Annotated in this window: 13 protein-coding genes; 1 reads left to right on the top strand and 12 read right to left on the bottom strand. The window is 46.1% G+C overall.

Annotated elements, in window-relative coordinates; translation table 11 throughout:
- Nucleotides 1-17: 17 nt before the first annotated feature.
- The 12 genes from NL626_RS20780 to NL626_RS20725 form a co-directional block, all read right to left on the bottom strand.
- Nucleotides 18-791: a ParA family protein gene (locus tag NL626_RS20780; RefSeq protein ID WP_005383838.1), complete on the bottom strand. Its 774-nt coding sequence runs from the start codon at nt 789-791 to the stop codon at nt 18-20.
- A gap of 10 nt (nt 792-801) precedes the next feature.
- Nucleotides 802-1,437, bottom strand: a complete 636-nt coding sequence (gene rsmG / locus NL626_RS20775; protein WP_005378902.1) for a 16S rRNA (guanine(527)-N(7))-methyltransferase RsmG — start codon at nt 1,435-1,437, stop codon at nt 802-804.
- A complete protein-coding gene (mnmG, locus tag NL626_RS20770; RefSeq protein WP_005378901.1) occupies nt 1,437-3,332 on the bottom strand; it encodes a tRNA uridine-5-carboxymethylaminomethyl(34) synthesis enzyme MnmG in 1,896 nt (631 codons plus the stop codon). The genes rsmG and mnmG overlap by 1 nt, the downstream gene beginning before the upstream one ends.
- 477 nt (nt 3,333-3,809) lie before the next feature.
- Entirely contained in the window at nt 3,810-4,244 is a 435-nt protein-coding gene (mioC, locus tag NL626_RS20765; RefSeq protein ID WP_005378900.1) for an FMN-binding protein MioC, read from the bottom strand.
- 100 nt (nt 4,245-4,344) lie between these two features.
- Nucleotides 4,345-5,706 (bottom strand): tRNA uridine-5-carboxymethylaminomethyl(34) synthesis GTPase MnmE, encoded by a 1,362-nt coding sequence (gene mnmE / locus NL626_RS20760; protein ID WP_005383836.1) that lies wholly within the window; start codon nt 5,704-5,706, stop codon nt 4,345-4,347.
- A gap of 130 nt (nt 5,707-5,836) precedes the next feature.
- A complete protein-coding gene (gene yidC / locus NL626_RS20755) occupies nt 5,837-7,459 on the bottom strand; it encodes a membrane protein insertase YidC (RefSeq protein WP_005383834.1) in 1,623 nt (540 codons plus the stop codon).
- Between the two features lie 2 nt (nt 7,460-7,461).
- Entirely contained in the window at nt 7,462-7,719 is a 258-nt protein-coding gene (yidD, locus tag NL626_RS20750; RefSeq protein WP_005378822.1) for a membrane protein insertion efficiency factor YidD, read from the bottom strand.
- A complete protein-coding gene (gene rnpA / locus NL626_RS20745; protein WP_005394102.1) occupies nt 7,686-8,009 on the bottom strand; it encodes a ribonuclease P protein component in 324 nt (107 codons plus the stop codon). Before rnpA ends, yidD begins: the two co-directional genes overlap by 34 nt.
- Nucleotides 8,010-8,055: 46 nt before the next feature.
- Nucleotides 8,056-8,190, bottom strand: coding sequence for a 50S ribosomal protein L34 (rpmH, locus tag NL626_RS20740; protein WP_005378825.1), 135 nt, complete (start codon nt 8,188-8,190; stop codon nt 8,056-8,058).
- A 242-nt stretch (nt 8,191-8,432) separates the two neighbouring features.
- Complete coding sequence (locus NL626_RS20735; protein WP_005378827.1) at nt 8,433-9,170, bottom strand: amino acid ABC transporter ATP-binding protein; 738 nt, start codon at nt 9,168-9,170, stop codon at nt 8,433-8,435.
- On the bottom strand, nt 9,167-9,838 hold the full coding sequence (locus NL626_RS20730; protein WP_005378829.1) for an amino acid ABC transporter permease: 672 nt from the start codon (nt 9,836-9,838) through the stop codon (nt 9,167-9,169). The genes NL626_RS20735 and NL626_RS20730 overlap by 4 nt, the downstream gene beginning before the upstream one ends.
- A 114-nt stretch (nt 9,839-9,952) precedes the next feature.
- The gene (locus tag NL626_RS20725; protein WP_005378831.1) at nt 9,953-10,699 is read right to left on the bottom strand and encodes an amino acid ABC transporter substrate-binding protein; all 747 of its coding nucleotides are present in this window, start codon (nt 10,697-10,699) and stop codon (nt 9,953-9,955) included.
- 412 nt (nt 10,700-11,111) lie between these two features.
- Here NL626_RS20725 and dnaA point away from each other — a divergent pair, with 412 nt between their 5' ends.
- Nucleotides 11,112-12,518: a chromosomal replication initiator protein DnaA gene (dnaA, locus tag NL626_RS20720; protein ID WP_005378835.1), complete on the top strand. Its 1,407-nt coding sequence runs from the start codon at nt 11,112-11,114 to the stop codon at nt 12,516-12,518.
- The last annotated feature ends 6 nt before the right edge of the window (nt 12,519-12,524 follow it).

Here is a 12,524-nt window from a genome sequence, read left to right as displayed (position 1 = left end):
AATTCCTTAGGTTAGAGTTAAACTGGGATTTCTTCGCGGCGGAGCATTTCGCCCGCTAAAGCAAGATACGCTTTGGCACCTGCGGAGTACTTATCGTAGTACATTGCTGGCTTACCGTGACTTGGCGCTTCAGCCAAACGAACATTACGCGGAATGACAGTACGGTAAACTTTATTCCCAAAGTGTTTTTTAAGTTGATCGGATACTTCATTCGATAAGCGGTTGCGTGGGTCGTACATGGTACGCAATAAACCTTCGATTTTTAGGTTTTCATTCACAACAGCCGCTAACTTGCTGATTGTATCCATAAGAGCAGTTAAACCTTCTAACGCAAAGTATTCACATTGCATCGGCACCAGCACAGAGTCAGCTGCCGCCATCGCATTGATTGTAAGAAGGTTTAGAGAAGGAGGACAATCAATAAAGATGAAATCATAGTTATCGCGAACTGACGACAATGCATTTTTTAGACGCACTTCACGAGCGAAAACTTCCATCAATTTGATTTCTGCCGCGGTGACGTCTCCGTTCGCCGCGATCAAATCATACTTCCCTGTTGTTTGGGTACAAACGACTTGATCGAACGGTGTATCTTCGACCAAAAGATCGTATGCGGTGGCGTCGACCATATACTTATCCACACCACTGGCCATCGTAGCATTGCCTTGCGGGTCGAGATCGATCACCAAAACCTTGCGCTTTGTTGCCGCCATCGAAGCCGCTAAGTTAATGCACGTTGTTGTTTTGCCGACCCCACCTTTCTGGTTGGCGATTGCTACAATTTTACCCACGATTACCTCGCTAATTTTCCTTGCGCGATAAGATTACTAGATGACGATCACCTTCCAACTCAGGAACAGCCAAAGATATGATCTCTGTCACACTGCACCATTCAGGAAGCTGATCCATTTCATCTTTAGGGTGCTGTCCTTTCAGCGCTAGAAACACCCCGTGCTCTTGTTTCGGCAAATGGTGGCACCATTCCACCATGTCTGTCATTGAAGCAAAAGCTCGACTCAAAACGCCATCAAATTTTTCTTCAGGTTGGAATTCTTCGACGCGACTTTGAATTGGTGTCACGTTTTTCAGCCCTAATGTGTGCACGACTTGCTTGATAAAACGGATGCGTTTGCCAAGACTGTCGAGCAAAAAGAAGGTTTTCTCAGGGTTCATGATTGCCAAAGGGATGCCCGGTAACCCCGGACCAGTGCCAACATCAATGAAGCGCTCACCGGGCAGGTGTGCGCTTACAACGATACTATCAAGAATATGTTTCACTAACATATCAAGCGGATCACGTACCGATGTTAAATTGTACGCTTTGTTCCATTTATCGAGCAGTTCGACATAACCAACTAACTGTTCTCGTTGCTGTTCTGACACTTCCAAATCGGTTTTCGCGATCAGTGAATCCAGCTTTGTTCGCAATGCACTCATTATTCTTCCTCACCTTTCTTCAGCAAACCATGCTTTTTCAAGTGAACAAGTAGAATAGAAATTGCAGCAGGCGTAATACCAGAAATGCGTGATGCAATACCGATGCTCTCTGGTTTGGCCTCGCTCAGTTTAGCAACGACTTCGTTTGATAAACCTTTTACATCGCGGTAATCCAAATCAGCAGGTAACTTGGTATTTTCGTGACGCAGTGATTTTTCGATCTCTTCCTGCTGACGCTTGATGTAACCATCGTATTTCACTTGAATTTCAACTTGCTCAGCCGCTTGCTGATCTTCAAGTGCAGGAGCAAATGCTTCAAGTTGCGTCAGTTGCGAATAAGTGATCTCTGGACGACGCAGAAGATCCTCACCACTCGCTTCACGGGCCATTGGGGTTTTCAGCAGCTTGTTCAGCTCATCAACACCCTCTGACTTCGGATTCATCCACGTTGCTTTCAAACGCTGACGCTCCGTTTCCATATTGTTGATTTTCTCGTTAAAGCGAGCCCAACGAACATCATCAATCAAGCCTAGCTCGCGCGCTTTTTCCGTTAAACGCAAATCGGCATTATCTTCACGAAGTAGCAGGCGGTATTCCGCACGAGAAGTGAACATGCGGTACGGCTCTTTGGTACCCATGGTCGATAAGTCATCAATCAACACGCCCATGTAAGCTTGGTCACGACGTGGGCTCCAGCCTTCTTTGTCTTGGCTAAACAAGCTTGCATTTAGACCGGCCATCAAGCCTTGCGCTGCGGCTTCTTCGTAGCCAGTCGTGCCATTAATCTGGCCAGCAAAGAACAAACCATGGATGAACTTCGTCTCGTACGTTTGCTTCAAATCACGTGGATCGAAGAAATCATATTCAATCGCATAACCTGGGCGAACGATGTGTGCATTTTCAAACCCTTTCATTGAGCGCACGATTTGTACTTGCACATCAAATGGCAAGCTGGTCGAGATACCATTAGGGTATAACTCGTGCGTGGTTAGGCCTTCTGGCTCAATGAAGATTTGGTGGCTGTTTTTGTCAGCGAAACGCATCACTTTGTCTTCAATAGACGGACAGTAACGAGGACCAATACCTTCAATCACACCAGCGTACATTGGACTGCGATCCAAGTTACTACGGATCACATCGTGAGTTTGTTCATTGGTGTGGGTGATGAAACATGGAATCTGACGCGGATGCTGTTCACGTTTGCCCATGAACGAGAATACAGGCGTTGGGTTATCACCATGCTGAGCTTCTAGCACTGAAAAATCAACAGTACGAGCATCAATGCGCGGTGGAGTACCTGTTTTTAAACGATCCACACGGAACGGCAGTTCACGCAGTCGATCCGCTAATGCGATCGATGGTGGATCCCCGGCACGACCACCAGACGAGCTTTCCATACCTATGTGGATCTTACCACCAAGGAAGGTACCCACGGTTAGCACAACGGCTTTCGCATGGAAGCGAAGTCCCATTTGAGTTACCACACCAACTGCGCGATCTTGTTCAACAATCAGATCATCAACTGATTGCTGGAACAACGTTAAGTTAGGCGCATTTTCTAATGCATTACGAACGTACGCTTTGTACAGAGCGCGATCGGCTTGAGCTCGAGTTGCTCGTACTGCAGGACCTTTGGAGGCATTTAGTGTACGAAACTGAATACCTGCATGGTCGATGGCTTCAGCCATCAAACCGCCCATAGCATCTACTTCTTTTACTAAGTGACCTTTACCAATACCACCGATCGCCGGATTACAAGACATCTGGCCTAATGTATCGATGTTATGGGTAAGGAGAAGCGTTTTTTGTCCTGTGCGTGCAGATGCGAGCGCGGCTTCCGTTCCTGCGTGTCCGCCACCGACAACAATGACGTCAAAGTTTTCGTGATAAAGCATGAACTGACCTCAGGTATTCAAAGGGATTTAATGGACAGATAAAGGAGCCGTATTTTACCTGCTTTATGCCAGAGAGAAAAACGTTTTCTCGTTTTATCCGTTTTAAGCTTCAAGATAAATATATATAAGATCTATATATATGATCTTTTATTAGATCTACTATTAGGATCGACCGTTTCTGTGGATAACCTAAAAATGATCAACAAGATCATGGATCTTCTTTGGATCATATCTTGTGATCATGATTGGATCAGATCGAGGATTACCTGGGATCAAAAGTGGTGGTTATACACAGGGGGTGAAATTGATCAAAGTTGTTATTGGGATAACTAAAGGAAAATCACTGGATCTTATTGTAGTTATCCACAGTCTGTTTGGTTGGTTTTTGAGCGGTTAAACAAAATAATTTGGTGGGAGTTATTCACATGGGAGAAAACAGAGCCGAATTTCGACTCTGTTGAAGGGAAAGTCGTGAGTTTAAAAACGTTCGATATTCTCTTTTAACCACATTTCTGCGGCGTCTTCTGGCACATCATGGCTCAGTACATCGATTTTAAAGCAATCTGCGAGAGGGGTTGCACCAATATCCTCTAATAAATCATAAGCGTGTTGACCAGCGGCACAGAACGTATCGTAGCTAGAGTCACCAATCGCAATCACCGCAAATTTTACATCAGTCATTTTTGGCGGTGTATTTTGTAATGCTGCGATAAAAGGTTGGATATTATCAGGATACTCACCAGCTCCATGTGTAGAGGTGATCACCAACCACGTACCTTGATTTTCGATATCACTGAGGGAAGGCTGGTTGTGGATCGTTGTTTCAAATCCATTCTCGTTGAGTAGATCACTCAGGTGATCCCCTACGTATTCTGCGCCACCTAACGTGCTGCCTGTAATAATGTGGATCATACTTCTTCCTTATTGAATGCGACGGCTAAAGCTCATGGATGGCTTGCCGTACAAAAAGAAACGCGGTGTGAGTTAAGCTCAGCACCGCGCGTTCGATTATTTACTTCCCGATACAGAATGAAGAGAAGATTCGTCCCAGTAAGTCGTCAGAACTGAACTCACCGGTAATCTCATTGAGATGTTGTTGGGTGATGCGTAGCTCTTCAGCCAATATTTCACCTGCCATATAGCCTTCAAGCTGCTCCTGGCCTATTTGAAGGTGCTGTGCGGCACGTTCTAATGCATCGAGATGACGACGACGAGCCATAAACCCACCTTCACTGTTGCCAGAGAAGCCCATACACTCCTTGAGATGATCGCGCAGAGCTTCAACCCCTGCACCAGTCTTCGCTGACAAACGGATAAGAGTAGGGTTATTGACGTGGCAGATCCCCATATCTTCACCCGTTTGATCCGCTTTATTACGGATCACAGTTATGCCAATGTTGTCTGGTAGGCGATCCACAAAATCTGGCCAGATATCTTTCGGATCGGTGGCATCGGTTGTCGTGCCATCCACCATGAACAACACGCGGTCTGCTTGGGCTATTTCATCCCACGCGCGTTCGATACCGATTTTCTCTACTTCATCGGAAGCATCACGCAAACCTGCTGTATCAATGATGTGTAGTGGCATGCCATCAATATGGATATGCTCACGCAGTACATCACGCGTGGTTCCTGCGATGTCGGTTACGATTGCAGATTCTTTACCCGATAGCGCGTTCAGTAGGCTTGATTTGCCCGCATTTGGGCGACCCGCAATCACGACTTTCATCCCTTCACGCATAATAGCGCCTTGGTTAGCTTCTTTGCGCACCGCATCTAGGTTGTCGATGATGGCTTGTAGGTCACCAGCCACTTTACCGTCGGCCAAAAAGTCGATCTCTTCTTCAGGGAAGTCGATGGCTGCTTCAACATAGATACGCAAATGAATCAGCGACTCAACTAAGGTATTAATACGGCCTGAAAATGCGCCCTGTAAGGATTGCAGCGCCGATTTTGCTGCTTCTTCAGAACTGGCATCAATGAGGTCTGCAATCGCTTCGGCTTGAGCTAGGTCGAGCTTATCGTTCAGAAATGCGCGTTCAGAGAACTCACCAGGGCGAGCAGCTCGAATACCATCTATACCTAGAATGCGTTTTATCAGCATATCCATCACGACAGGGCCGCCATGGCCTTGCAGCTCAAGTACGTCTTCACCTGTAAATGAGTGTGGGTTAGGGAAGTACAGTGCGATGCCCTGATCAAGCACAGTGCCATCTTCTGACTTAAACGGCAGGTACTCTGCGTAGCGGGGCTTTAGTGTTTTGCCAGTGACTTCTAACGCCACTTGGTTGGCTTTAGGGCCAGAAACTCGAATAATACCGACACCGCCACGACCAGGCGCGGTCGCTTGAGCGACAATCGTATCTGTAGTCATAATTTTGCCTTTTGAGCTGGGCTATAGGGAAGATACCTAGGGAGCCATCACAATTAATTAGCTGAATTGTAATCAGCCAAAAACAAAAAGGCGACCTTTTGGCCGCCTTTCTCAATCATTTCCTAAAAGGTTACTTGCTGTGTAAGCCTTTTTTCTCTAATCCTTTGTAGATCAGAGTTTGCTGGATAAGCGTTACGATGTTCGACACCAACCAGTACAGAACGAGACCTGATGGGAAGAACAAGAAGAAGAAGGTAAACATAACCGGCATAAAGGTCATGATCTTCTGCTGCATTGGATCCGTTACTGTTGTCGGGCTCATCTTCTGGATTAGGAACATTGACGCACCCATCAGTAGAGGCAGGATGTAGTAAGGGTCCTGCGCTGAAAGGTCATGAATCCAACCGAAGAATGGAGAGTGACGTAGCTCAACCGATTCCATTAGTGCCCAGTATAGTGCGATGAAAATAGGCATCTGTAGGATAAGAGGTAAACAGCCACCTAGTGGGTTCACTTTCTCTTTCTTGTACAGTTCCATCATTTCTTGGCTCATGCGCTGACGGTCATCACCGATGCGCTCACGCATAGCTTGCAGCTTAGGCTGAAGCATACGCATTTTCGCCATAGACGTGTATTGCGCTTTTGTTAGTGGGTACATTGCACCACGAACGATGAAGGTCAGACAGATGATTGCCACACCCCAGTTGCCAACAAAGCTCTGGATGAATGAAAGCAACATATGAAGAGGCTTCGCAATGAACCATAACCAGCCGTAGTCCACTACTAGGTCTAGGTTAGGTGCCACTTCTGCCATTTCATCTTGCAGTTTTGGACCAACCCAAAGTGTTGCTTCAAACTTAGCCTGATCGCCTGTTGCGATAGTTTTGTTCGGCATACGAACGCCGATGTCGCCTAGGTTGCCAATTACACGAGTGTATAGGTTAGTACCTGGTTCGTTACGTGGGATCCAAGCTGCGGCAAAGTAGTGCTGAATCATTGCTGCCCAACCTTGGCCATCGGCTAGGTTAAGAGACAGGTTGCGATCCTGCATATCATCAAAGCTGTACTTCTTGTAACGCGTATCTTCTGTTGAGTATGCGCCACCACGGTAAGTAGGCATTGTGATGCTACCACCATCGTCCATTAGGTTTTGACGTAGGTGAGCGTACATACCAAATGTTGCGTTGTTGCCTGAGTTGTTCACTACATCGTATTCAACATTAAGCGCGTAGCTGCCGCGTTTAAAGATGTAAGTTTTGGTGTATTCGATGCCGTTTGCAGTGAATGTCATCGGAACGCGAAGTTCATCTTGACCGTCAGCCATTGTGAAGCTGTCTGCACTTACGTTGTAGTGAGGGCGATTTGTGCTGCTCAAGTCGATACCTTGAGGGCCCACTAGACCGCTTTGAGCGATAAATTGGTGACCTTGAGCGTCTTTAAGCAGAACAAAGGAATCTGATGAATCTAACTCAGCAGAGTATTCGTTAAGGTTGGCATGTACCACATCGCCACCAACGGTGTCGATCGACAGAGTTAAAACATCAGTCGTTACTGTGATAGTTTTTGCAGAAGCTTGCTGTTGACCAGGAACTGGGTCAAGTTCATCAGCAAAAGATGGTGCAGGTAGAGTGCTGCTTGATTGAGCCTGTTCAACTGCTTGAGGTTCTGGATTCTTTGCAACTTGCCATTGTTGAAACAGCAAAAAAGAAACCAGGGCCAAACCGATGAGCAGGATATTACGTTGAGAATCCATCGTTAGTTATCTCTGTCTTGTTTTTGGACTGGTGGAACGGGGTCATACCCCCCTTCATTCAAAGGGTGGCATTTTAATAGACGTTTGCCTGATAACCAACATCCTTTTACAAAACCGTGAGCTCTCAAAGCTTCTAGCGCGTAAGTGGAACAGGTTGGTGTGAACCGGCAACGAGGACCAATCAAAGGGCTGATAAACCAGCGATACAGATAAACGAGCCCAATGGCTATCCACGTGAAGGGCGAGACAGGCGTTGCCATAGCTTATCAAACAACTTAAAAATTTCCTCATTGCTTAAATCTTGCGCGCTTTTCTTTGCAATCACAACAAAATCTTTGTTTGGAAGCTGATGTTGATTGTTACGAAAGCTTTCACGAGCCAAACGCTTAAATCGGTTACGACCGACAGCCGTTTTGATTTGCTTTTTGGGAACCGCTAAACCTAATCGTGGGTGAGAAAGTTTGTTATTGCGAGCAATGATGGTGAAATGAGGCGAGCCAGCTCGATGAGCTTGCTGGAAGACGTTTTGATAATGCTCGGGAGTTAACAAACGTAACTCCCGATTAAACGCGTACGTGTTCAAAATAAACTAGCGATTATTTTGATAGGCGCGCACGGCCTTTTGCACGACGTGCGTTGATAACTTTACGACCGTTCTTAGTTGCCATGCGAGCACGGAAGCCGTGAGTACGCTTGCGCTTTAGAACTGTAGGTTGAAAAGTGCGTTTCATGATAATTACCTTTACTGATCAGTAGTTTTAGGTTCTTGTTAAACCCGGCGTGGGTATTTGCTTTCTTATATAAAGAAGCTCTTTATATAGAGAAGGACAACCGACGCCTCTCAACAAAGAGGCGGAATTGTAATCACACTCACATAATGTGTCAATGACTCAATGAGTACGAAATTCCGGCCGGGCGATTATACGTAGTGTGAGTAAAATCTCAAGGATCAATCGATCCTGATGCTTGATCGTTACTCTATTCCTACTTGGTTAAGGAATTTTTTCAAACGAGGATCTTGTGGATTATCGAAGATATCCTGTGGAGAACCTTGCTCAACGATATTGCCTTCCGCCATGAAGATCACTCTATCAGCTACTTCTTTCGCGAATTGCATCTCGTGCGTCACCACCAGCATGGTTTGATGCTGATTAGCTAACTTCTTCATTAATGAGAGAACTTCACCGACCCATTCAGGATCCAGCGCAGAAGTTGGTTCGTCAAACAACAGCAGTTCTGGTTGTAGCGCCATCGCTCGGCCGATACCCACACGTTGTTGTTGGCCGCCAGACAATGCCGCTGGATAACTATCGCCTTTATCCCCAAGACCGATGTCATCCAGAATTTGTTGCGCTCGTTTGAGAGCATCGGCTTTTTTCCAACCTCGAACGGTCACTAGACCTTCGGCAATGTTCTGGCGCGCATTCATGTGGGCAAACAGGGCATAGTTTTGGAACACAAAGCCAGTTCGACGACGCAGCGCTAATACTTCGGCTTTAGTGTGTTTTTGAGTATCAACGGAGATGTCATCTATCGTGATACGACCTTCATCTGCTTGTTCTAGAAAGTTCACCGTACGCAGCAAGGTTGATTTACCCGTACCACTTGAGCCGATAATCACGATGATCTCACCTTGCTTAATATCGAGGTCGATGCCTTTCAGCACTTCAGTCTCACCAAAACGTTTGTGAATATTTTCTAACTTAATCATCGTACGTACGCCTTATTCAGTTTTGCTTCTGCCCAGATTTGTACGCGAGTCAGAATCACCACCACGCCCCAGTAAATAAGAGCAACCGCAAGGAAAGCTTCAAAGAAACGGAAACTTGATGAGGCTTCCATCTGTGCTTTCGCCATGATTTCGGCCACACCAAGCGTGAAAGCAAGAGACGTTGACTTGATCATATCGATGAAATAGTTCATCAATGAAGGCAGTGCGACACGCGTTGCTTGAGGTAAAATCACTCGGCGCATTGCTTGGGATGTCGTCATACCGACCGATAAGCTCGCTTCCATTTGGCTGCGATCAATGCCAATAATGGCGGCACGAATACTTTCCGCCATATAAGCGGCAAAGTGCAGCGTTAAACCGATAACCGCTGCTGAAAAGGCGTCGATACCGACCATCAATGGAAAAATTTGCGGTAAGCCGTAATAGAGCAGGAAAAGCTGAACCAACAGTGGGGTGCCACGGAAGAAGCTGATGTACAGTTGGCTTAATTGATCCAGAACTGGCAGTTTAAATACGCGAATATTGGCTAAAATGACGGATAAAATCAGCGAAAACACCAATCCCCATGTCGCCATTTCCATGGTTGTGCCAAGATATTTCAGCAATATCGGCAGCAGTTCCAACATGTAATTAAAGTCAAATCCCATACGGCTTACCTAAAGGCTAGAGAAAAGAAAAGGTGGAAAACAAGTTCCACCTTTACGTAAGTTTATTTTAGTCCGAGAGTGATACCACTTTGCGGCCTAAAGTACAAAGAGTTCTTATTTCGTGATGTCAGCGCCAAACCACTTCACGGAAATTTTCTCTACTGTACCATCTGCGCGCATCTCAGCCAGTGCTTTGTTTACTTCTTCTTGCAGCTTACGACCTTTCTCGTTGTCAACGAAAGGCCATGCGTTTTGAATGGTCTCAAACGGTTCGCCTGCCAATTCCAGAGGAAGGCCAGTTTTCTTAATCAGCTCTAACGCAGAAAGACGATCCATTACAAACGCGTCTGCACGACCGAGCGCCACGTCATGTTCGATACCTGTGTCGTACGTTTTAATGTTGATCTTGCCGTCTTTGTCGTATTGACGCAGCAGTTGCTCAAAGTTAGAGCCTAGGTTCACCGCAACGGTTTTGCCCGCAAGATCGTCAACACCTTTGATGCTGTCGTTGCCTTTACGCACGGTAATTTGTGCGCCATCTACAACGTAAGGGTCAGCAAATAGGTATTTAGCTTTACGCTCATCAGTCATGGTGATTTGGTTGGAGATCGTATCGATACGACCAGTTTCTAAAAGACCAAATAAACCAGAGAAGTTGGCTGTTACGTATTCGATTTTGTAATCGTTACGTTTACCGATTTCATCCCACATGTCGACTTCAAAGCCTTGTAGCTTGTCTTGCTTTACAAAAGTAAACGGGAAGTAGCGACCTGACATACCAACTTTGACTTCAGTAGCGGCTTGTACGGTTGCTGCCGACAGTGCAATGGCTGCAACGGCAACCTTAATCCAGTTTTTCATAATACATCTCCATAATTTTATGGTTGGAAATACTACTGTTAGTTAGCTCAATTAAATAAATAACCAAGAGCAATAACCTAGACCTGTGAGTTATTAGATAATAGAAGAAGAATGTTAAATGTGACGAAAATGCGAACTGAACCTAGCGAAATGATCGACAAAATCAGCATTGGGAATAAAATAATACACAGACTTATCACCAATCGCTCGATCTTGTGAATTTTGCCCAATTGTGGATCGTTGTGTGGGCAAATTTGGGGCAAGGTGTGTTGATCTCATCAAGTTTGCAGAAATAATTGTGAATAACTTGGATCTTATTCACTGGATCGTCGATCAATCGCTGGCGATCTTGGTTATCAACAGGTAAAATTGCCAGTCTTTTCCGATAATTCAATTACTCAGTGGGGGCACCGTGTCATCTTCGCTTTGGCTGCAATGTTTGCAGCAGCTTCAAGAAGAGCTACCAGCTACAGAATTCAGCATGTGGGTTCGTCCGCTACAAGCGGAGCTCAATGACAATACTCTCACTCTATTCGCGCCAAACCGCTTTGTGTTGGACTGGGTGCGTGATAAGTATCTGAACAATATTACTCGCTTACTGCAGGAATACTGCGGTGGCGATATTCCTAACTTACGTTTTGAAGTGGGGAGCCGACCTGTCTCTGCACCAAAACCAGCGCCGACACGTACGCCTGCAGATGTGGCTGCCGAGTCATCTGCACCTGCGCAATTACAGGCGCGTAAGCCAGTACACAAAACCTGGGATGACGACGCTCAAGCGATTGCGGCTATCAATCACCGCTCAAACATGAACCCAAAACACAAGTTCGACAACTTTGTTGAAGGTAAGTCGAACCAACTGGGTTTGGCTGCGGCGCGTCAGGTATCGGATAATCCTGGTGCAGCATACAACCCGCTGTTCCTATACGGCGGCACGGGCTTGGGTAAAACGCACTTGTTGCATGCGGTGGGCAACGCGATTGTGGATAACAACCCGAACGCAAAAGTGGTCTACATGCACTCAGAACGTTTTGTGCAAGACATGGTAAAAGCGTTGCAAAACAATGCGATTGAAGAATTCAAACGCTACTACCGCAGCGTGGATGCGCTCCTTATCGATGACATCCAATTCTTTGCTAATAAAGAACGTTCACAAGAAGAATTCTTCCATACCTTCAACGCACTATTGGAAGGTAATCAGCAGATCATTCTAACGTCTGACCGTTATCCTAAAGAAATTAATGGCGTTGAAGATCGTCTTAAATCTCGCTTTGGTTGGGGTCTTACTGTTGCGATCGAGCCACCTGAGCTTGAAACGCGTGTGGCTATCTTGATGAAAAAAGCCGAAGATCACCAAATCCACCTTGCTGATGAAGTGGCATTCTTCATTGCCAAGCGTCTGCGTTCGAACGTTCGTGAGCTAGAAGGTGCACTGAACCGCGTTATCGCGAACGCGAACTTTACTGGTCGTCCAATTACGATTGATTTTGTTCGTGAAGCGCTACGCGATCTGCTTGCTCTACAAGAGAAGCTGGTGACAATCGATAACATTCAAAAGACCGTGGCGGAATACTACAAGATTAAAGTAGCGGACTTGCTGTCTAAGCGTCGTTCTCGTTCTGTAGCGCGTCCTCGTCAGCTGGCTATGGCGTTAGCAAAAGAACTAACCAACCATAGCTTGCCTGAAATTGGCGATGCGTTTGGGGGCCGCGATCATACGACCGTACTTCATGCTTGTCGCAAGATTGAGCAGCTGCGTGAAGAGAGCCACGACATTAAAGAAGATTACTCTAACTTGATTCGCACCCTGTCTTCGTAATCGGTT

Origin of the sequence: Vibrio sp. Y58_MX_L22, assembly GCF_024181865.1 — a bacterium.
GTDB lineage: Bacteria > Pseudomonadota > Gammaproteobacteria > Enterobacterales > Vibrionaceae > Vibrio > Vibrio alginolyticus.
This window is presented reverse-complemented; position numbering and strand designations above follow the sequence as displayed.